We start from the raw sequence: 20,994 nt of genomic DNA, 5'->3' as shown, positions 1-20,994 counted from the left end.
GGAGCCGCGAACAACCCGTGCCACCCAGGTTGACCCGGGAGCCGCGCGCGCCACCTCACCCAGGTTGTCCCTGCCCTTTTACCCTCTAAATACCTACATCGTGAGCACAACATCGGCCATGTTGGCGCCGTGAAACGTGCACATCCACCACGTCCCTGCCGGGAATACCACGCTGCGCACGCCGGCACGCCACCGCTCGAGCGCCGCCCGGTACAAGGCGCGAAACCCGCGTACAGCGGCACGAGCCGAGCGCCAAGCGTCACCCTGCTTGCGGCCGACAGCAAACGTCGGATTGCCAGCGCGCGGCGCCTCGAGGCTCGTGATGCGCTCATGGGGCGAGACCTTGCCGGCTTGTTCGGCGCCGAGGAAGCGGCGCCCTCGCTGCTTCACCTCCGCTTGCGCCTGCAATTCTTGCCTCTCGAGCTCGGCGGCGATGGCATGGCGAAAGTCCTCGGCGCTGTCATGCTCGATGGTCGGCGGCAGCGTGAGTGACAGCGTTGCTTCCTCCGGCCACTGTGGATTTTTGGGGTCGAAGTATGCGGCGGGACGCGCCGCGCACAACACGCCTAGGCCGATCTCGCCCACCTTCACTTTGGCGCCCGGCCACTCATGCGCATGCGGGACGAGTCCAGCGGCCACAGGGTTTGCGAGGACATAGGCGATCTTCTCCACGACCGCCGCGCGTGTCAGCAGCCGCACCACGCTCGTGGCCTCATGATCCCATACCGGCCCTTCCCACGCACGGAGCACCTTCGTGCCGAGCGCGACGATGCGATGGAAGAACTGCAGGAAGCGCGGCAGAACGCCGTTCACGTCGGTCACGACGAGGTGCAGGTGCGTCGACATCGCGCAATGCGCATGGACCTCGATGCCGTAGCGGCGGGTCGAGACCGCGAGGGCGTAGACCAAGAGCTGAGTGATGGCTGCGTCGGGGCGGAAGAGGAGATGCCGGCGCAGGACGCGACGGGTGATCAGGTAGGTTGCGCCGGGCGCGATCTGGCGGGGCTGGCTCATGGTCGGGCAGAATTCCAAGAGCCGTGCCGGCCATCGTGGTGAACGATCTCAAGTACTTACCAAGTACTTACCCATGCCTGCAGGTGGCGGCGCCATGGCGGACCGTGCCATGCTCCGTCACCCGGCGGCGGGTCGGGTCAACCTGGGTGGGTCGTTTCGGGTTTGCCCTTCCCGTCAACCTGGGTGGGGTCAACCTGGTTGGGTCGGGTCCTCGCGCCCGCGCGGATCGCCTTGCTGAGCCAGGAGCGCAGCCAGCGATGGCCTGGATCGTCGTGCACGCGCTCGTGCCAGACAGCCGAAGATCGGTCCACGCCGAGCTCGACGGGGGGCCGGACCGCGCGTAGGCCGAAGGGCCTCGACACCGCCGCGACCGTCGCGGGACACGTCACCACGAGGTCCGATGCCGCGATCAGGAAAGGCACCGTCACGAAGTGCTGGACCTGCGCGACGATCCGCCGCCGCCGCCCACGAGCTTCCAGCGCGCGATCGACCAGGCTGCCCGGCATGCCGTGCGGAGCGATCAGCACGTGCCCGAGCTCCAGGTAGCGCTCCAGGGTCAGCCGCCGCGACGCTGCGGGGTGGTCCCTGCGCATCAGCGTCACGAATCCCTCCTCCGGCAAGCGCAGCTGTCGTGACGACGGGGGCACGAGGAACTCCGGGACGAACGCGAGATCCGCCGTTCCCCGCTCGAGGCGCCTCACGAAGTCCGCTTCGGCGCGGTCGACCTGCACCGTGATGTGCGGCGCCTCGCGCGCCAGCAGGGGCAAGAGCCGCGGCAGGGCGACGGCCTCCAGCAGATCGTTGCCGAGCAGCACGAAGCGGCGCTCGGACGTCGCTGGGTCGAACGGCGCGCCGGCCTGGACCGCCGCTCGCAAGCTCGCGAGCGCCTGAGCCAGCGGATCGGCGAGCGCCTCGGCGCGCGGCGTGAGGGCGAGCAGCGGCCGCCCCGGAGCGAGCAGCGCATCGCCGAAGAACTCGCGCAGCCGCCCGAGCCGCTGGCTCGCAGCCGACTGCGTGATGCCGAGCCGCTTCGCCGCGCGCGTCACGTGCCGCTCGCGCAGCAGCACGTCAAGCGCGAGCAGGAGATTCAAGTCGTCGGGGAGAGCCTCGATCATTAGCCGTACTAATATATAGTATTAGAGCAATGTCCTGTACTAATCGTCAGAACCGCCTCAATCTCTGCGCATGGCCGTCGCTCGTGGAGCCCGGTCAGACGTCCTCTGGAGGATGGAGCGCATCATGGAGAGGAACCTCAAGGTCTCGCGGCGGCGCCTGCTGGAAGGCGTCGCGACGCTCGCCGTGGCGGCGGGAGCGGGCTGGTACGCTGCCGGCCGGGGTGTGTTCGACGATCGGGCGGGCGAGCCGTTCGCCCCTTGGACCGCGTTCCGCGGGCAGCGCGGCGGCGAGCTCGCCGAGCTCGTGCGCGCGGCGGTGCTCGCCGCGAGCCCGCACAACACGCAACCCTGGCTGTTCGAGGTCCACCCGGATCACATCGACGTGTTCTCGGACAGGTCTCGATCGCTCGGCACCATGGATCCGTTCCTGCGCGAGATGCACATCGGGCTCGGTTGCGCGATAGAGAACCTGGCGCTCGCGGCGGGTTCGATGGGATGGGCGCCCCGCGTCGAGCTCGAAGCCGGCCCTCTGCCGGGCTCCGACCCGGAGGGATCTCGCGCTCTCGAGCGCGCGGCGCCGCGGGCGATCCGGGTGGCGCGCGTCTGGATCGAGCCAGGCGCAGCGGCGTCCCCGCTCGCGGAGGTCATCGCACGGCGACACACGAACCGTGGCCCGTACCAGGCGCAGCGCGTGCCTGGTTCGGCGCTCCAGGAGCTCTCGCGCCTGAGCGAAGCGGGCTCCGATGGTGAGGTCGTCTGGCTGGAGCACCCCGATCAGCGCGAGGGCTTCGCCGCTCACACGCTGCGCGCCACCGAGACCATCGTCCGCGACGCGGCGATGGTGCGGGACAGCGACGCGTGGTTCCGGCTGGCGCCGGAGGCGGTACCGAGCCATCGGGACGGGCTGACCTTCGATGTGATGGGGCTCGGTCCGCTGCTCACCGCGGCGGTCAAGCTGCTGCCGCGTCCGTCTGCGGAACAGATGCACGACGACTGGCTCCGCGTCACCCGCGAGGTCCACCTCGCCGGCGATCCCGCCGTCGGCCTCATCGCGGTCCGCGACCGCCACGACCTGGGCGCGACGCTCCGTGCCGGGCGCCTGTGGCAACGCATGCATCTCTGGGCGGCCGCGCGCGGCATCGCGATGCACCCGCTGAACCAGGTGCCGGAGGTCATCGACCGGGAGCGCATGCTCGGACGAGCGCCGGCGATGGAGCGCTCGTTCACCGAGGCGCTGGGTCTAGGCGACCGGCAGCTCACCTTCGCGTTCCGGCTGGGCTTTCCGGAGCGAGAGGGCGTGTGCGGCCCGCGCCGCGCCGCGGAGGAGGTGATCCGCGCCGCGTGAGCGCCGCGCCCCGGCTGGCGTGCTGACCGAGCGCGGCAGACCCTGGACGCCGAGGAACGACCGTCACCGCACGGCGATGCCCTGGGCGCCGCCGCCGGGCGTCAATCCACCCGCCTCCCCGCGTGGGATCAGGCCGCCGTCGCGGCTCACCTGGAATGCGGCGATCGACCCGGTGCCGGCGTTGAGGGTGTACAGAAACCGGCCGTCGCGCGTCATCGTGAGGTCGATCGGCGCCGTTCCGGTGGGGAACGAGGCGGACACGCCGTCGTCGAGCAGCGTCAGCGCGCCCCGGGCGTCGACCTGGAGCCCGGAGAGCGTGTTGCTGCCCGTGTTGGCCGTGAAGACATAGCGGCTCCCAGGGGCGCCGGCGATCCAGCAGGTCGCTCGCTGGAAGGTGTCGACCGTGTCGCTGATGACAGCGAGGCTCCCATCGGGCCCGATTTTATACGAGGACACCACGCTGGTGTCGCCGGTCGCGGGCACGCCGTCGCCGCCGACCTCCGCAACGATGAGATGGCCGCGACGATCGAAGGCGAAATCGAACGGGACAAGGCCCCTGGAGATCGTCGTGACCGGCGCGTCGCTGGGCAGCCCGCGGCCGCTCATGGGAAACACGTGGAGCTGATTGGACCCCTTGCCCGCCACGACCAGCGCCTCTCCGTCCGGAGAGAAGCCGATCTGACCCGGCGTCGCGGCGAGCGACGGCGGCGTCGTGCCGCCGAGGCCGAGGCCGCGGCTCGATCCGTCGAGCGGGACGAGCTCGCCGCACGGGTTCACTTCAAAGCCGGCGATGTTGCCTTCGCCACCCACGTTGAGGACATAGAGAAGGTCGCCGTGCGAGGCGACGCTCACCGGGAAGTCGCCGCCCGAGTCGACAACGTCGAGCAGCGTCAGGCCGTGCGGGCCGACGCGGAACATCGACACCTCGCTGCTGCCCGCGTTCACGGCGAACAGGAGCTTCCCGTCCTCGCTGAGGACGAGCGAACCCTGGGATCCGAGCGCGTTGATCGGCCGGGTCGGCGCGCCGAGCCCTCCGGTCGCGTACGTGCCGGCGTACGAGAGCGAGCCGTCCGCCGCCCGGTCATACGCCATCACGGAGTTGCCGTCTCCGGCGTTGGTCATGACGAAGATCTGGCCGTGCCGGTGGACGCCGCTGCCGTGCGCCATGGCGTCGCCGGGCGCGCCCGCCGCGAAGAGAGCGAAGCTCAGGGCCGTGATGCTCATCGTGCTGCGAAACATGAGGAAGCTCCTGGGGAAAGGCGCCGCGAACCCAGCGGCGCGGGCTTGTTGGTGCGTCGATCGTCGAGGCGCATCTCCGTCGTGACGACGGGCACGGCGCGCCCCGAGCTCGCGGGCGCGGCTCTGTGCGCTCCGTCGGGCGGGTTCATCCGCTGCTACGCGGACGCCCCTCCGCGGTTTCGCTGCCGTCGACCGGTCCGCTACGGCGCGCCTCAGCCCTTCACCCGGGCGTCGATCCGCCTGCGGCACCCTGGCCGGCGCGCGTGCGTGGCCCTGCCTAGCGTGACGGATCGCCCAACCTGGGTCGGCTCGCCCAACCTGAGTCGGCTCGCCCAACCTGGGTCGGGTTGCCCAACCTGGGTCGGGTTGCCCCCAACCTGAGTCGGCTCGCCCAACCTGGGTCGGATCGCCCAACCTGGGTCGGGTTGCCTGCCGGATCGCCCAACCTGGGTCGGGTCACGGTCGTCCGGGTCGGATCGCCGAACCTGGGTCGGGTCGGGGTCGGATCGCCGAACCTGGGTCGGGTCGCTCCAACCTGGGTCGGGTCGCTCCAACCTGGGTCGGGTCGCCCCGGGTCGCCCCGCCCCCCGAACCCGGGTCGGGTCGCTGCCGGCTCTGCTTCTTGCGTACCTGAGCAACCGTTCGCCGGGCGCCACGGCACCCCCGCCCTCGGCGGCCCGGAGCCAGCGCGAGGTGCCGCGGAAACCGCGCTTCTCCCAGGGCGATGACGCGTGGCATCGCCGATGCTTCGGACGCGATCGCGAAAGTCCATCCACGCTCCAACGGGAGTTGAACCATGTCCGTCTCGAACGCCCCTCTCACTGGAACCCCCGAAGCTCGCCGGCCCGCCCGCGGCTGCGAGCCCGACGCAGGCGCCAGTGTTCGGGACGAGTTCCTCACGCTCGCGTCGCACGAGCTCCTGACGCCGCTGACCTCGCTCAACTTGCAGGTGCAGCGGATGAAGCGGCTGAGCGAGCAGCGGGCGGAGGATGGGTCAACGTGGGTCGCCTCGCTCGAGGTCGTCGGCCGGCAGGTCAACCGGCTCACCCGCCTCTGCGATGACATGCTCCAGGCGATCCGGCTCCGATCGGGCCCGCTCGATCCCGAGCGCGAGACCGTCGATCTCGGCGCGCTCGTCCAGGAGGTGATCGCCGGGCTCCCGGTGGAGCTCCGCTCCCCGTCCTCCACGATCTCCATCGACGCGCCGGAGGGCGTCGTCGGCCGCTGGGACCGCGAGCAGATGGGACGCCTCGTGTTCCATCTCGTCAAGAACGCCATCCAGTTCGGCGCGGGCCGGCCGATATCCATCGAGGTGAAGGCCTGTCCCGGCGGAGCGGAGCTCCTCGTCCGCGATCGAGGCGCGGGCATCGCGGAGGAGGACCAGGCCCGCATCTTCAGGTGCTTCGAGCGCGCGGGCGGCGTTGTGCACTTCGGCGGCCTCGGGCTCGGGCTCTACATCGCGCGCGAGATCGTGCGCGCTCACGGCGGAACCATCGGCGTGGAGAGCTCGCCGGGGTGCGGCTCGACGTTCCTGGTCGAGCTCCCCCTCGAGCCCGAGCCCGCCAGTCGGGCCGCCATCTCGCTCGCTCCCTGACACCGTCGCTCCCTGCGACGCCCGCCCACACGCCGTCACCCTCCCCATCCCCTCGTCGAGCGCCCGCCCACACCGCTGGGCGCCGCGCATCCCCCGCCATCCACGTGAGCTCACCGGTCGCGCGCGGCGCGCCCGACGCCCGCCGCCTCGTGCGGTCCGAAGCGCAGGCACGCGCCCGCGCGACCTGTCCGCTCGCCGCGACATCTCGAGATCTCCCGCCTCGCAGAGGACGCCAACACCCGTCGACTACGGGGCGCGCCCTCCCTGGCACGCAATCCATTGCTCGATCGTGTAGCGGGCCGTGCGCTCCTCCCCGATCGCGCGGCCAGCGCGCCGATATCCCCGTGGATCTGCGTGAGCTCCGCCGGCACGAGGTGTGCTCTGGCTCACGTGAGAGCTAGGGCCAGATAGGCAATCCGCGTTCGACGAATGCTCGATCGAAGCGGAGCCGATCGATCGATGGGGCGTCGTCGTGGCGCCCGCGTCGCAGGGGAGAACCATGAAGATCGAAGCGACCAGCGACCTCATCAGCATTGTGCTCGGCAAAGGTCACCCCACCATCGTCTCGGAGGCTGCGAAGAACACCGAGGCTCACGGCGCGCGTCATCCCATGAGCGCGCGACCCGCCCACCTCGCGGAGCTCGACGGCGAGAGGGCGCCTTCCGGCCGCACCCCCGCCCCTCGCTACCAGAGCGCCGTGACCCAGCCGGCAGCCGGCCTCGCGAAGGCGCCGGAGCTCCTCGCCGCGAAGCAGCGCGTGCTGTCCGGCAGCAGGCTACCTGCGGCCTCGGTCCGCTTCGCCGGGCCTGCCGAGATCGACGTCTTCCTCGGCGAGCTCGATCAGGCGATCCGTCCTTTCGAGGACTGCTTGCGAAAGGCAGGGGCCCGACACGGCGACAGGGCCGCCCAGCTCAAGGCCATCATCAAGAAGGCTTCGATCCAGACCAGCAAGACCCGGTTCGAGTGCCCCCGGGACATGGCCGAGTTCGACGCCAGGCTCGAGCGGATCGTGCGGACGGGTGAGCCCATCGTGCTGGCCATGCCGGAGGGCGGCGGCAAGGTGCCAGTGCCGCTCAAGACAGGCAGGTTCGGCCGGGGGCCCGATTTCGCCGAGTTCCTCGGCATCAAGATGCGAGCGGCGCTGGCGCGCGTCCTGCGCGAGTTCCACCCTGGCGGCGCCCACGTGGTGGTCGTGCCGGACACGTGCCTTCACACCCGCGACATGGGCTTCTGCGCGGACGAGGTCCGGAGCCACCTCGAGCAGCTCTGGCGCGATCTACCCCGCCTCGGCGTCCGTGACGAGGTGATCGTCGCCGATACCCTCGCGTACCTGCCCGCGGACTGGGCCAGCGTCGTCGAGTGCAGCGCCGCGGAGGTGGTCGCCTCGATCGCGGAGGATGAAGCGGTGAGGGAGGCGGCCGCCGCCCAGTCGCGATCGCTGATGTTCATCAAGGACTGCGGCCTCTCCGACGAGGACGAAGCGGTGCTGTTCTATGCCGCCGTGGCCGGGCACCCGGACGGGATCCCCACCGCGCTCGCCGCCCGGGCCAGGGCCTTCCAGGCGGCGACGGACGAGGTGACGCCCCTCTACATGGCCATCAACCATCATGGCATCCGGGGCCTCGGCCTGATCGAGCGGGTTGTCGACGGGCTCGGCTTCTCGAGCGCCAGCTACCTCCGCGCGAGCGTCCACGCCAAGCCTGGCTGTCCGCGGCCCGCCCTCAGCGTCTTCCATGCCCTGGCGCCGGTCGCCCTCTTGCCGATGCACGCCCTCGGCGTGCGCGTGATCGACGAGACGCCTCGCTGGGGGCTCTCGTTCGATGTCGTCGGGCGGATGCGCGGCTGGCAGGCCGTCTGCGAGGCGACCACCGGGCGCTTCCTGTTCTATGAAACGACGCACGAAGGTGTGGAGATGGGCGGCGCCTGTGCCGAGCGGGCAGCCGCGTGACGGCGCCGCGGAGGCCGGCGGGGACGCCGGCCTCACCCCCTGTCCAGGAACCGAGGAGGACCCGCGTGCAAGAGTTCGATACGATCGTGGTCGGTGCCGGCATCACCGGCCTCTACTGCAGCTTTCGCCTCGCCCAGCGGGACCCCGGCCGCACCGTCGGGCTCTTCGAAGCCTCGGAGCGGTTCGGGGGTCGGATAGAGACGGTCGACCTCGATGGTTTCCTCGCCGAGTGCGGCCCCATGCGCTTCGAGAAGCGCCGGCAGCGCCTGCTGATGGGGCTGCTCGACGAGCTCGGCCTGAAGACCAGGCCGTTCACCCCGTATGCGGCCGAGCCCGTCCAGGGGCAGCGGTTCTCCCTCGCCCCCGACGAGGCCGGACCCGCTCATCGCCCTCACACGACGCTCGAGCTGATGAAGCTCGGTATCCTGAGGATCTTGAAGGACACCCCGTGGGCGAGCCCCGGCAACCCGGACGATCCCAGGGACGAGGAGCACCGGGAGTGGCTGAGGCGCCTCGCGGAGGACGACTATGCCAGCATGCGTCGCGGCGCCAGGCTGGGAGGCGACTTCCTCTACGAACAGGGGTTCTGGAACGCGCTGAGCGACGTCCTCAGCCACGGGGCCGTGCTCGCGATCCGCGATCAGGGCACGTTCTTCCACCTGATTCCGGAGAACCCCAACGCCATGGACTGGATCGTCTTCTGGCTTCGCGCGCTGTCCAGCGAGGGGGAGGGGGACGCCTCGCTCGTCAGCATCGAAGGCGGCTCCCGGGCGCTACCCCTCGCCCTGGTGCGGGAGCTCGAGCGGCGCCCCGAGCAGGTCGCCATCCACCTTCGCCACGCGCTCACGTCGCTCGCGGCAGCGGAAGGAGGGAAGATCCGCCTGCAGTTCGCCCGCGGCGCGGAGACGGTGGAGGCCGTCGCGAGGCACGTGATCCTCGCGTTGCCCCGTAGCCCCCTGATGCGGCTTGCCGGCTGCTTCTCCCGGGAGATCCAGCGGGATCTCGACGCGGTCTTCGGGTTTCCGCTCCTCAAGTGCTTCCTGGTCACGGACGCGCCGTGGTGGACGGGGCGCACGCCGCCCCACAGGAACGCGTCGCTGATGCCCGCCAGGGAGGTCCACACCACCTACCGCGAGAGCGACGGCAAGGGCATGATCATGCTCTACACCGATCGACCGGCCACGGAGTTCTGGAAGGTCTATGTCCAGGGCGAGGCCCACGATCGCGCGGAGATCGACGGCAGCGACGCGCTGAAGCGGCAGCTCCTGAAATACCTCGGCGTGGATCTCCAGGACCCGGCCGGGCGGCAGCGCGCCGCCGGCGCCGTGACGACCTGGGCCATCCGGGACTGGAGCCGGGAGCCCTATGGGGCGGGGGCCCATACCTGGCGGCCAGGCGTCAGGTCGTGGGAGGTCCTCGAGAGGCTGAGGGCGTTCGACCTCCCCGGCAGCAACGCGCCTGTCGGCGGCGTCCATGTCTGTGGCGAGGCCTACTGCGATTATCAAGGGATCGAGGGCGCGCTCCGCTCGGCCGAGAGCGCGCTCCAGACCGTGCCCTGATCGTCGATGCGGCGCGCGCTAGGGCTCCCGGGGGGGCGCGTACCCGAGCCGCTTGATGCCGAGCGCCTTGAGCTTGTACACGAGCGTGCGCAGCGGCATGCCGAGCGCGCGCGCCGCCTCCGTCTGGTTCCCGCTCGCCTTGCGGAGCGCCTCGACGATCAGCTCGGCCTCGCAGCGCTGGAGCCGCGTCTTCAGGTAGTCCCCACCCGGGGGCGCGGCGGTGAGCTCTCCGACCTGGTACGGCAGCTCCTTCTCCGCCTCCGCCGCCGGCTCGGAGGAGGGCGCCGCCCGGGCGCGCTCTGGCAGATCCTCCTCGGCGATCCACTCGCCCTCGGCGATGACCACGGCCCGCTCGATCGCGTTCCGCAGCTCCCGCGCGTTCCCCGGCCAGGAGTACGCCCGGAGCCGCGCGAGCGACTCGGCGTCGAAGCCGCGGATCGACCGGCCGTTCGCCTGGTTCGCCTGGTCGAGGAAGCGCAGCGCGAGCGGCTCGATGTCCTCCGGGCGCGCCCGGAGCGGCGGGATCGTCATCGTCATCGTGTTCAGGCGGTAGAACAGATCGCTGCGGAACGCGCCGGACGCGCACATCGCCTCGACGTCGCGGTGGGTCGCCGCGACGACGCGCGCGTCGACGTCGATCGGCTTGTTCGAGCCGACGCGCGTCACCTGCCGCGTCTCGAGGACGCGCAGGAGCGCGGCCTGCACCGCGGCCGGCAGCTCGCCGATCTCGTCGAGGAAGACCGTCCCCCCGTCCGCCGCCTCGAACACCCCTCGCTGCTGCTGCCACGCCCCGGTGAACGCGCCGCGCTCGTGGCCGAAGAGCGTGCTCTCGACGAGCTGCTGCGGGATCGCCCCGCAGTTGACGCACACCATCGGCTTGCCGCTCCGCGGGCCGCTGTCGTGGATCGCCCGCGCCACGACCTCCTTGCCCGTCCCCGTCTCGCCCAGCAAGAGGACCGGGATCGACGAGCGCGAGACCCGCTTGACGATCTCGAAGACGCGGCGCATCGCAGAGCTCACGACGACCGGCTCGAAATTGCAGGTGCCCGGGCTGCTCTTCCAGGTCCCGCCCGGCGCCGAGCGCACCGGCTGCTCCACCGTCGCGCTGCGCACGGCGCTCCAGCACCGATCGAGCAGCTCCTCCGCCACGGTCCCCGCGTCGGGGAACGTCGCGAACCCCGCGAGCACGACGGGCGACCCGCCCCCGGGCGGCGCGGCGAGCGCGCGCGCCACGTCGAGCGCCACCTCGGCCCCGGCCTCGAGCAGCAGCGCCGCCACCACGTCCGAGCTGTAGAGCGCGATCCGGTCCACGGGGCGCAGCAGCGCCCGCACGCGCGGGAACAGGTGGCTCACGTGGGCGCCGGGCTGGCGGGCGACCCGGGCCATCACGACGGCGAAGCTCCGCCCGAAGTACCGCGCGCGCTTCACCTCCTCCTCGAGGGCGACGCGGAGCTGCTCGTGGCTCATCAGCCCTGGCAGCTCGTCCTCGGCCGCCGTGATCGAGCGGACGGCGACAACCACCTTGCCGAGGATCACCTCCTCGCCCGGCTTCACGTCGCCTCGCGTGATGCGCTCGCCGCCGAGCCAGGTGCCGTTGGTCGAGCGCAGATCCTCGATGACGACCTTGTCGCCGGACTGGGTGAAGCGGGCGTGCTCGCGCGAGAGGCTGACGTCGCCGATCTGGACCTGCGACGGCGGCGCCCGGCCGATCACGACCGGCACGCCCGGGCTCAGCACGGCGCGCTCGGCGCCGTCGCGGTGGTAGACGAGCAGGGCGACGCGTCGATCGTCCTGCCTGACACCCTGGATCGCATCGATGAAGCTGCTCGACAGCGGCGTTGTCTCCGGGCCGATGTCCGTCTCGCGAATGCCTGCCACGCTGCTCACCCCCTTCTCACACGACCTCGCCCCCGGGCTCGCGGGCGGCGCGTCGCGCGCGCTCCCGCGGCCTGCGCCGGCGAGCCCGCTCGCCCGCGCTCCAGGCAGGCGCTCGCTGACGCTGAATTGCGCACCAGCACGGGCGTCTCCGGCGGGCGGCGACGCACCAGCTTGTCCATCAGGGTCCGGTGTTCATGAAGCGCATCCCACGCACTCCGCGCCCCCAACGCGTCCAATGCACTTGGCGCACCTTGCAATTCAAGCACCACCTGGGTGTCGAGCTCGCTGGTGACAAGGAGACCGTGTTCCTGATCGGCGAGCGCGAGCGCACCATGCTCCGCGGCCGTGTCGTTCACCTCCTGGGGCCGCTCCTCGACGGCCGGCGGACGGCGGACGAGCTCGTCGCCGTGCGGGCGGTGGGGGGTGGCTCGAGCGGGCGAACCGGGAAGAGGAGCCGAACCCTGTGCCGCTGGTCGTCTAGAGCGACAAACGGGTCGAAACCCCGAGAAAAAGCAGAAATTTCACAGGGAGGCGAGGAGGCGGGGAGCGAGAGACGGTAAGAGGGAGAAATTCATTTTTTTTCTTCCTCCCCGCCTCCTCGCCTCCCTGTGAAATTTCTCCGGGTTTCAACATGATTTGGTGTTCTAGGCCAGGTCCGGGGGATCCGGCACCGGCAGAAGAGGAGATGTCCCGTGCGCGACGGCTATCGCATCCTCGACGCGGATCGTCACGTGATCGAGCCGCTCGATCTGTGGAAGGCCCACCTCGAGCCGGAGCTCCGCGCTCATGCGCCGTACCTCGCGTACGCCGGCGAGGGCGAGCCGCTGGCCGACCGCGTGGCGCACCTCGGACCGGAGGGGTTGCTCCGGCTCCCCCCGCAGCCGATGGTGGACGGCCGGCCGGTCCATCACCGGATGAGCGCGCGGACCTGGCGCGCGATCGCCGCTGCCGGCCGCCGGCGGCTCGGGGCGCTCGCGTCGCTCGGGCCGCTCGAACAACCGCGAGCGCAGCTCGACGACATGGATCGCGAGGGCATCGACGTGGCGTTCCTCTACCCGACGCTCGCGCTGGCGCTCCTCGGCATGACCCCGCTGGAGCCTGCGCTGGCGAGCGCGCTCGCCAGCGCATACAATACCTGGCTACGGGGCTTCTGCGATCACGACCCCTCGCGCCTCCGGGGCGTGGCCCTGATGAGCCCGCACGATCCGGCGCAGATGGTGCCCGAGCTCGCGCGCGCGGCCGCGCTCGGCTTCCGCGCCGTCGTGCTCCGGCCGAACCCCGTCGCGGGGCGGACGCTGGGCGACCCTGCTTATGAGGCGTTCTGGGCCGAGTGCGAGCGGCGATCGATCGCTGTCGCCATCCACGAGGGCACGCACGCCTCCTTGCCGGCGGCCGGCGCCGACCGCTTCCGTAGCCGCTTCGCCTTGCACGCCTGCTCGCACCCGATGGAGCAGATGATGGCCTTGCTCGCGCTGATCGAGGGCGGCGTGCTCGATCGCCACCCCGGCCTGCGGGTGGCCTTCCTCGAGGCCGGCTGCGGGTGGCTGCCTTACTGGCTCTGGCGCCTCGACGAGATCGAGTATCGGGGCCTGGCCGAGGAGGTCGCGCCGCACGTCCGCCGCGAGCCGTCCGCGTACTTCCGCCGCCAGTGCTTCATCGAGATCGAGCCGGACGAGCCGTGCCTGGAGCAGGCGATCCCATGGCTCGGCGAGGACAGGGCGATCTTCGGGACGGACTTCCCCCACGTCGATCACGACGCAGGCATGGTGGAGCGGGCGCTCGCGCTCCGCCGCAGGCTCCCCGGAGAGAGCCTCCGCAAGATCCTCTGGGACAACGCCGCCAGCTTCTACGACGTCGAAGGTTGACTCAGCAGACAATGGCGGACGACCCGGGGTCGCTCGCGAGCTCGGCCAGCGCGACGGGCTGATCCTCCAGCTCCGGCGGCGGTGGAATATGGAGCGTGATGGCGCCCGCGGACGGGTCCCAGCCCCTGCGCTGCTCGCAGAAGCGCAGCGCATCGCCGTCCGGCGACCCTGGCTCCCGGGCCTCGCGGATGGTGAGCTCGATCCCCGGCGGAACCGCATAACCGCAGCAAGCCATCAAGTACCCCCGCGGATCGCTCTTCAACCGATCGAGCTGCGTCGGGTCTTCCCAGCAGAGCGCGACGGCGCGCAACCACGCTCCTTCCAGCTCCAAGAGCCCTTCCTCCATCGCTCCTCGCTCGTGCAGGGGGCGCGCCTCCTCGTCGAGATGCGCGGGAGCGCCGTGGGGTTCCGCGATCCTGGACATGTACTCGGATGAATGATGGGAAAACATGGTCACCTCCAATTGCCGGCGCCGCAGGCACTGGCATGGGATATGGAACTCATTGAACCGGCGCCGCGCGCCGTCGAGCCCTTCGCGCATCCAATGCAACTCAACGCAAACGCGATGAACGTGACGGAGGTACCGCCGCGGCAGATCAACCCGTCACCTCCTGGAGCAGCGCTCGCGCCTCGGCAAATTCGGGAAGATCGGCGCACTCCACAGGCCAATCGGTGATCTGCCTGAGCAGGGGGCGCGCCTCGTCGCGCCGGTCCTGCTGCACGAGCATCTGGCAGAGCGCCAGCGTCGAGCGCAGCTCGAACGTCCTCGCACCCTGCTCACGCGCGACGGCGATCGATCGCCGCAAGCACTGCTCGCTCTCCTGCTCGGCGCTGGCGCCCAGGGCGCGGAGAGACAGCGCCTTCAAGCGGTAGAGCTCCGCGACGTAATACGCGTCCCCCGATTCCTCGGCGAGCAGCAAGCAGCCCGTGAGCTGCTCCACCGCGGCGTCGTGCTGCCCGCGCTCGGCCTCGAGCTCCGCCACGAGGGAGAGCCAGTACGGTAGGCCGACCTGCTGGCCGGTGTCCCGGATCGTCTCGACGTGCTGCCTCAGTTGCTCGAGGTCGCGCTGCGTCCAGCAGCGCAGAGCCCAGCAGTGGGCCGTGACCCAGAGCTGATGATGCTCTGTCAGCTCGAGGAGGGCGTCGATCATCGCGGCGACCTGCTCCCGTTCTCGGCCGTAGTGGTAGACGCCGGCCAGGTGGACCAGCGCCATCCCGAGGCTGTTCGGGTGGTCGAGCTCGCGCGCCCAAGCCACCGCGGCCTGCCCGTGGGCCAGCGCTTGCGCCGGAAAGCCCATCAGATAGAGCGCCATCGAGAGCGTGTACAGCCCCCAGACCTTGACATCGACGCTATAGAGGAAAGCGTGCTCTCGATGTGCCGGAGCGTCGTAGAGCGCGATGCCTCGGTCGAGATGCTGGCGAGCCTCTGCGAGCTTTCCTTCGATATACAAGCATTGTCCGAGCAGGACCATCGACGAGACCAGCTCGCCGGTGTCGTGCGATCGCCTGGCCATGCCGAGGAGCCGCTCCACCATCGCCCGCGCCTCACCGCGATGGCTCCGCATGTGGTGGTACCAGAATATCGCCCGCAGCGTTGGCGCGGTGATCTCGCTCTCCCCGAGCTCGTCGCTCAGCTCCTCGCAGCGGTGGACCGCCGCCTCGAGCTCCCTCGGCATGTCCCCGCGCCGGCCCACGAGCGCCAGGATCAGCAGGCTGTTCAGGCGCAGCTCCGCCAGCGCGCGCTCCCGCGCGTCCGCGATGGCCGACAGCCAGCCGAGCGCCTGCGTCACGTGGACGATCGCCTCGGTGTCGTCGGCGTTCGCGGGCCGCTTCAGCGCGCGCTCCGCCGCGATCTCCGCGTACGCGATCGCCCGCTCCAGCTGCTCGGCCGCCGCGTGGTGGTGCGCGAGCAGGTTGGGCCGCGCCGCGACGATCTCGGGGAAGCGCGCCTCGAGCGTCCGGGCGATGATCGCGTGCACCTTTCGCCGGCTCCGCTTCGAGAGCGACTCGTAGGCCGCGTCCCGGATGAGCACGTGCTTGAACTGGTACGTCGGGTTGTTCAGCCGCCGCTTCCTGTGGATGAGATCCGCGGCCATCAGCCGCTCGAGGTCCTCCTGGACCTGCTCCCCGTCGAGCGCGGACACGGCGCAGAGCACGTCCTGGCAGAACTCCCGGCCGAGCGCCGCGGCGATGCGGGCCGTCTCCTTGGCCCTGCCGAGCCTGTCGAGGCGCGCCACCAGGAGGCCCCGCAGCGTCGTGGGGATCGCGAGCGCCGAGAGCGGCTCGGCGACGCGGTAGTGGTCCCCCTCCTCCACGAGCGCCCCGGACTCGAGCACCATCCGCGTCAGCTCCTCGACGTACAGCGGGACGCCGTCGGTCCGGTCGACCACCTGCGCGAGCACGGGCCCAGGCAGGGCGCGGCCGCCGGCGAGGCGCGCCACCAGGTGCTCGACGTCCGATCGATCCAGGCGGCTCAGCTGGATCTGGAGCATGCTCGACATCGACCAGGGCGGCGAGAACTCGGGCCGCGCCGTGAAGACCGCCATCAGCCGCGCCGAGGGCACGTCGGCGATCATCACGGCCAGCCACTCGAGGGTCGTCGGATCGGCCCACTGCAGGTCCTCGACCATGAACAGGACGGGCTGCTCCTCGGCCATGTCGAAGAGCATCGTCACGAGCACGTTGAGCGTCCGCTCCTTCTGCCGCGGCGGCGGGTCCAGCGGGGCGGCGTAGCGCCCGTCCAGGGGGATCGACAGCAGCGCCGCCAGCAGCGGCACCATCTCCGAAAGGTCGAAGCCGCGGCGCGAGAGGAGCGCCTCGAGCCGGGCGAGCCGGCGCCCCGGCGCGTCGTCCCGGCCCGTCTCGATCAACCGCTCCAGGAGCTCGATCAACGGGTAGAGCGCGCTGCTCCGCTGATCGGGCACGCAGCGGCACTCCAGGCAGCTGTGCCGCTCGCCGCGGAGCCGCCGGGCGAGCTCCCCGGTGAGGCGCGACTTGCCGATCCCGGGGCCGCCGGTGACGAGGATGCTCTGCCCGATGCCCTGCCGGACCTGGCCCCAGCGCTGGAGCAAGAGATCGAGCTCCTGGCTCCTCCCGATCAGCGGCTCGGTGTCTCGGCCGGCGATGTCCTGGTCCTGGGCCGGGGGAGGGATCTCCTGCCCCATGCGGTAGATCGCCAGCGGGCGCGCGACGGACGAGAGATCGGGCGGCGCCATCGGCTCGAGCGCGAACCGGCTCCGGAGGAGCCTGAAGGTCTCGCCACTGACCACGACCGTGCCCGGCGCCGCGGCCGCGCTCAGCCGGGCCGCGATCTGCGGTGTCGTCCCGAGGTGCTGTGTGTACCGATGGAGCTGGCCGGCGACCACGAGGCCTGTGTGGAGCCCGATCCTGACCTCGAGGGCCACGCCCCGCGCCGCCGTGAGCTGCGCGCTGCGCGCCTTCACGTCCGCCACGACCTCCAGCGCCGCGCGGGCGGCGCGCCGGGCGTCGTCCTCCTGCGCGGAGGGATAGCCGAAGTGCAAGAGGACCTGATCCCCCAGCGCGCCCGCGAAGCGCCCCCGGTGGCGGCGGGCGATCTCGGCGCAGGCGTCCTGTTGCTCGTCGAGCACATCGTCGATCTCCTCGACGTCGGTGGTCTTCAGCCCCGGGCCCGAGGCCGTGAAGGTGCAGCAGACGACGGTGAGGGGCCGCCGCTCGCCGTCGGGTCGCTCCAGCGCCGGTCCCTCTGGCCCCGGCGGGGCCGGCGCGTCCACGCGTCGGGGCGTGGCCGGAGACGGCATCGTCTCGGCCGCCGCATGGTCGCTCGGCAGCGCCCGGGGCTCCCCCGAGGGCGCGTCGAGCGGCGCCGTCTCGCTCGCGACGCGGCGCCACGGGCTCGCGTCCTCCGCGCCTCGGGTCGGGGCCGGCGGCGAGCGCGGCGCTCGCGCGGCCTCGACGAGGTCCTCGCGGCTCAGCGTATCCACGTCGCAGGCCTCGAGCTCGCGCAGCAGGCTCGAGGCCGTGACGACGCGCGCGGCCATGTCCTTGAGGGTCGCGCGCCGGAGCAGGGCGCCGAGCGGGTGCCCGAGGAGCGCCGGGGGGATCGGGATCGGCTCGGGGCTGGCCTGCCGGAAGAGCACCTCTTGCAGCGATCTGCCGGTGATCGACGGCTTGCCGGTGAGGCACTCGAGGAAGACGAGCCCCCAGGCGTACAGGTCCGAACGCACGCTCACCGGCTGTCCGAGGAGCTGCTCCGGCGCCGCGTAGGCCGGCGTGCAGAGGATCTCGTTGCTCGGGGTGAGCTTGGGATCCACGCCCTCCATGGCCCCGGCGATGACCGCGCCGATGCCGAAGTCGAGCACCAGCGCGTTTCGCCGCGCGCCGGTCGAGACGATCATGATGTTGCTGGGCTTGAGGTCGCGGTGGACGACGTTCTGCCCGTGGGCGCAGCCGAGGGCGTCGAGGACCTGGAGCATCAGGTACCGCGCCTCGCGCGGATCGAGGGCGATCTCGCTGGCCAGCACCTCCGCCAGGTTCTGGCCGGGCACGAACTCGAAGATGGTGTAGAGGGTGCCGTCGTCCGTCTGTCCGGCGTCGATGAGCCGGACGATGTTGGGGTGGTGGAGCTGCGCGCAGAACCGCGCCTCCTGGTGGAAGCGGGCGCAGCGCCGCGCGACGTCGGCGGACTTGCTGCCCCGGATCGGGTGCATGACCTTGATGGCCACGGCCTGTCCGGTGGCGAGCTGACGCCCCTTGTAGACGTCGGCGAAGCCGCTCTCGCGCAGCGCGGAGACGATCTCGTAGCGCTCCTGGAACACGGCGCCCGTGGCGATGGCGCTGTGGCTCATCCCATCTCCCTTCGCCGGGCGGCCCGGCGCGACCGGGGGAGCGGGCGTGATCCGGAAGGGGCGGCGCGCTGCGCCGGTCGTCCCGCCTCATCGATGAAGCGTCTGGACAGAGCGGCTGTCGATCTCGTCAGCACACCTTGTCCACGGCCGACCTCGCTGCTCACGTTGGTTCATATAGGGTGGACCTCGTTCGACGTCCGTCGATGCCGAGCGGGTTCCGGCGCCTTCCGCGAAGAAACCCCGGAAGACGCTCGTGCCCGGTCGGCTCCGTGCCGGTTCCGCGGGAATCGGCTTCAGGGAGCCGGGCAGGCGTGCGCGGGCTCGACTCTCGCGGGGCGGCGGCCGAGCTCCGCCTGCGTGTTCGATCCAGCTACAATCTTTTATCGTGGCTGCTGTCGCGGCGACCGAGCGAGTCGTGGTGAACAGCGGCGAGTTGACCTCTGGCACGGCCGGTGAGAGGGCGGTGACGCGGACTTCGTCGGCGCTCGACGCGCGCGGGAGCCGGGAGCGTTCCTTGTGCGGTGAGCGACGATTCAATGCTTTTCAATCCTTTGTGGAAGGAGCACGAAACATGCTGAGGCAACTGGCGACCCACATCGTTTTGCTCGCGCTCGCGGCGGCTGGTCCGGTCGCGTGCGGGGGCTCGGGTGACAGCCCCGCGGACGCCGGCAGCGTCGCCAGCGGGAGCGGCGGCGCGGCGGCTTCCGGCGGACAGACCTCGGGGAGCGGTGCGACCGGCGGAGGCGGAGACGGTGGAACGGGCGGCAGCGCCTCGGGGAGCGGCGGCGCGGGCGCGGGCGAAGCGGGCACCGGCGGCGCCGGCACGGGCGGCGCGGGTGACGGCGGCGCGGGCGCGGGCGAAGCGGGCACCGGCGGCGCGGGCGACGGCGGCGCGGGTGGCGCAGACACGGGCGGCGCGGGCACGGGCTGCCCGGGAACGGGGGGGATCACCTACACGCTCGCGAAGGTCGCCTCGCCGACGGCGGAGCAGCAGTCTGCGTACGACAAGATCACGAGCGCCATGGATGAGGCGCTGTCGTACTACAACTGTCAAACGAGCATCGAGAAGCGCCTGTCGGTGTCCTACGTGCCGTCGGTCGCGACGGCCGACGGCAACGTCAATGGGGCCATCCGGTTCGGCGCGACGAGCTCCATGAACTACATCACCGCGATGCACGAGATCGGTCACACCCTGGGGGTCGGCAGCCGCGAGTTCGGCGCGCTGGTGGTGGACGGCGTCTTCACGGGCGAGGCGGCGACGCGCCAGCTCAGGGCCATCACGGGCAACGAGAGCGACGTCGTGCACGCGGACACGCAGCACTTCTGGCCGTACGGTCTCAACTACACGACCGAGGTCAAGACGACGGACGATCTCGTGAACCACTGCAAGATCGTGGTCGCCATCCGCGAGGACATCGGGTTCTGACGGAGCGACTCCGCGGAAGCGAACCGTTGCGATCCGTCGGATTCTTCGAGCCGCAGCAGGACGGCCTGGTGCGGCTCTCGCGGAGGCGCGCCTTCGCCGACGGGACTGTCGCGGTGAACATGGATCCGGCGAGCACGCACCGCGGCGAGCGCGCCCCCGGCGCAAGCGCGGGCGGGTCAGTACGTGAGCGAGGGCGTCGTGCAGCCCAGGCCGAAGGCGCCGATGGCTCCGCCCTCGACGACGGTCTGAACGAGGTTCGCGACCTGGTCTGCACCGCAGAAGGTGTCGGGGAACTCGCTGCCGCCGTCGCCGCCCACGCCGTCCGGCCACGTGACGGGGCCGAGCTCGACGCGGAGATCGCCGGGAGGACCCGTCACGAGGAGCGGCGCACAAGCGATGAAGAGAACATCGATGTACCTGCCAGACCAGCCGCTGAAGCCCACCACAACCTCGTTCTCCGCGCACACCATCTCCCAGGGCTCGGTGCCCTCGCTGCCCTGGAAAGGGGTCACGTCGCCGGGCATCATGGTGATGGTGTACGGGCCGTCTCCCGTGAGCTCCAGGTGGCCGCACTGCGCCTGGATCTTGGCATGGATGAGCGACTCCCCCAGCGGTCCCAGGGACCCTCGAAACCCGAGGAGCACCTGGCTCTCCGGGCACCGGTCCATGGCAGGGGTGGCCGTACCGGGGCTGCCGCGCAGCTCGGTGTAGGTCTGCTCCACGACGTCGACGCCTGTCGGCGCCGGGCACGGCTCTCCGTCGCACGCGCCGCCGCCGCTCGGCGAGCCGATCGATGTTCCAGCACGCTCTCCCAGCGCCGACGCGGCGGCCGCCGTACTGGAAGAGCACCGTTCTGCGCCGCAAGGTGCCCGGTGACGCCGCATAGCGTCTCGCGACGCGCCTCCCGGGCCAGACCAACGCCCGGACGGACACGTGTGCCCACGGCACGCCGATGCGCCTCGTAGCGCGCTCGGCGCCGCCCGGACCACGCTCTTTCGACCCAGGACCGAGCCATCACGACGCTCGCGGTCCCGCCCTTTCGCTCTGCCGCGCTACACTTCCTCGCGCTGCGATCCGGCTTGATTTGCCTACAGCGCTGGCTGTGTGCGCCCGACAGTACCACATCGTCTCGTGGCTTCGCTCAGTCCCCTTTGGTTCCGGCTACGCCGGGTTGGGAAACCGTAG

13 protein-coding genes are annotated in these 20,994 nt (G+C 71.1%); 6 read left to right on the top strand and 7 right to left on the bottom strand.

Translation table 11 applies throughout. From position 1 onward, the window contains the following. Positions 1–93: 93 nt before the first annotated feature. Both WME95_RS28820 and WME95_RS28815 read right to left on the bottom strand, forming a co-directional pair. On the bottom strand, positions 94–1,014 hold the full coding sequence (locus WME95_RS28820; RefSeq protein WP_437902570.1) for a transposase: 921 nt from the start codon (positions 1,012–1,014) through the stop codon (positions 94–96). 137 nt (positions 1,015–1,151) lie between these two features. Further along, positions 1,152–2,129: a LysR family transcriptional regulator gene (locus WME95_RS28815; RefSeq protein WP_437902569.1), complete on the bottom strand. Its 978-nt coding sequence runs from the start codon at positions 2,127–2,129 to the stop codon at positions 1,152–1,154. 124 nt (positions 2,130–2,253) lie between these two features. Between WME95_RS28815 and WME95_RS28810 the strand changes: the two genes are divergently transcribed. Then, complete coding sequence (locus tag WME95_RS28810; RefSeq protein ID WP_437902568.1) at positions 2,254–3,474, top strand: Acg family FMN-binding oxidoreductase; 1,221 nt, start codon at positions 2,254–2,256, stop codon at positions 3,472–3,474. 63 nt (positions 3,475–3,537) lie between these two features. Here the strand turns inward: WME95_RS28810 and WME95_RS28805 are convergent, their stop codons facing one another. Then, complete coding sequence (locus WME95_RS28805) at positions 3,538–4,713, bottom strand: lactonase family protein (RefSeq protein ID WP_437902567.1); 1,176 nt, start codon at positions 4,711–4,713, stop codon at positions 3,538–3,540. A gap of 796 nt (positions 4,714–5,509) precedes the next feature. Here WME95_RS28805 and WME95_RS28800 point away from each other — a divergent pair. From WME95_RS28800 to WME95_RS28790, 3 genes are all read left to right on the top strand, one after another. Beyond that, a complete protein-coding gene (locus WME95_RS28800) occupies positions 5,510–6,307 on the top strand; it encodes a sensor histidine kinase (protein WP_437541823.1) in 798 nt (265 codons plus the stop codon). Between the two features lie 499 nt (positions 6,308–6,806). Beyond that, the gene (locus tag WME95_RS28795) at positions 6,807–8,255 is read left to right on the top strand and encodes a hypothetical protein (RefSeq protein WP_437902566.1); all 1,449 of its coding nucleotides are present in this window, start codon (positions 6,807–6,809) and stop codon (positions 8,253–8,255) included. 65 nt (positions 8,256–8,320) lie between these two features. Beyond that, positions 8,321–9,814, top strand: a complete 1,494-nt coding sequence (locus WME95_RS28790; protein WP_437902565.1) for a flavin monoamine oxidase family protein — start codon at positions 8,321–8,323, stop codon at positions 9,812–9,814. Between the two features lie 18 nt (positions 9,815–9,832). Here the strand turns inward: WME95_RS28790 and WME95_RS28785 are convergent, their stop codons facing one another. Continuing rightward, positions 9,833–11,692: a sigma 54-interacting transcriptional regulator gene (locus WME95_RS28785; protein WP_437902564.1), complete on the bottom strand. Its 1,860-nt coding sequence runs from the start codon at positions 11,690–11,692 to the stop codon at positions 9,833–9,835. 692 nt (positions 11,693–12,384) lie between these two features. Here WME95_RS28785 and WME95_RS28780 point away from each other — a divergent pair. Then, positions 12,385–13,557 carry an amidohydrolase family protein gene (locus WME95_RS28780; protein WP_437902563.1) on the top strand — a complete coding sequence of 391 codons (1,173 nt, stop codon included), beginning with the start codon at positions 12,385–12,387 and terminating at the stop codon, positions 13,555–13,557. 1 nt (position 13,558) lies between these two features. Here WME95_RS28780 and WME95_RS28775 read toward each other — a convergent pair whose 3' ends face one another. Together WME95_RS28775 and WME95_RS28770 are read right to left on the bottom strand one after the other, a co-directional pair. After that, the gene (locus tag WME95_RS28775) at positions 13,559–14,008 is read right to left on the bottom strand and encodes a BMA_0021/BMA_0022 family TOMM bacteriocin (protein ID WP_437902562.1); all 450 of its coding nucleotides are present in this window, start codon (positions 14,006–14,008) and stop codon (positions 13,559–13,561) included. A 145-nt stretch (positions 14,009–14,153) separates the two neighbouring features. Beyond that, the gene (locus tag WME95_RS28770; RefSeq protein ID WP_437902561.1) at positions 14,154–18,383 is read right to left on the bottom strand and encodes a TOMM system kinase/cyclase fusion protein; all 4,230 of its coding nucleotides are present in this window, start codon (positions 18,381–18,383) and stop codon (positions 14,154–14,156) included. Positions 18,384–18,954: 571 nt separating this feature from the next. Here WME95_RS28770 and WME95_RS28765 point away from each other — a divergent pair. Further along, on the top strand, positions 18,955–19,809 hold the full coding sequence (locus WME95_RS28765; protein ID WP_437902560.1) for a hypothetical protein: 855 nt from the start codon (positions 18,955–18,957) through the stop codon (positions 19,807–19,809). A gap of 176 nt (positions 19,810–19,985) precedes the next feature. On the opposite strand, the gene WME95_RS28760 is transcribed toward WME95_RS28765, so the two are convergent. Further along, positions 19,986–20,531: a hypothetical protein gene (locus tag WME95_RS28760; protein ID WP_437902559.1), complete on the bottom strand. Its 546-nt coding sequence runs from the start codon at positions 20,529–20,531 to the stop codon at positions 19,986–19,988. Between the last annotated feature and the right edge of the window lie 463 nt (positions 20,532–20,994).

The organism is Sorangium sp. So ce327, from assembly GCF_051530205.1.
Taxonomy (GTDB): domain Bacteria; phylum Myxococcota_A; class Polyangia; order Polyangiales; family Polyangiaceae; genus Sorangium; species Sorangium cellulosum_B.
This window is presented reverse-complemented; position numbering and strand designations above follow the sequence as displayed.

Bases quoted from the DNA above. Each gene is read 5' to 3' on its own strand.
- WME95_RS28820 (WP_437902570.1), bottom strand. From the start codon at position 1,014: ATGAGCCAGCCCCGCCAGATCGCGCCCGGCGCAACCTACCTGATCACC.
- WME95_RS28815 (WP_437902569.1), bottom strand. From the start codon at position 2,129: ATGATCGAGGCTCTCCCCGACGACTTGAATCTCCTGCTCGCGCTTGAC.
- WME95_RS28810 (WP_437902568.1), top strand. From the start codon at position 2,254: ATGGAGAGGAACCTCAAGGTCTCGCGGCGGCGCCTGCTGGAAGGCGTC.
- WME95_RS28805 (WP_437902567.1), bottom strand. From the start codon at position 4,713: ATGTTTCGCAGCACGATGAGCATCACGGCCCTGAGCTTCGCTCTCTTC.
- WME95_RS28800 (WP_437541823.1), top strand. From the start codon at position 5,510: ATGTCCGTCTCGAACGCCCCTCTCACTGGAACCCCCGAAGCTCGCCGG.
- WME95_RS28795 (WP_437902566.1), top strand. From the start codon at position 6,807: ATGAAGATCGAAGCGACCAGCGACCTCATCAGCATTGTGCTCGGCAAA.
- WME95_RS28775 (WP_437902562.1), bottom strand. From the start codon at position 14,008: ATGTTTTCCCATCATTCATCCGAGTACATGTCCAGGATCGCGGAACCC.
- WME95_RS28770 (WP_437902561.1), bottom strand. From the start codon at position 18,383: ATGAGCCACAGCGCCATCGCCACGGGCGCCGTGTTCCAGGAGCGCTAC.
- WME95_RS28765 (WP_437902560.1), top strand. From the start codon at position 18,955: ATGCTGAGGCAACTGGCGACCCACATCGTTTTGCTCGCGCTCGCGGCG.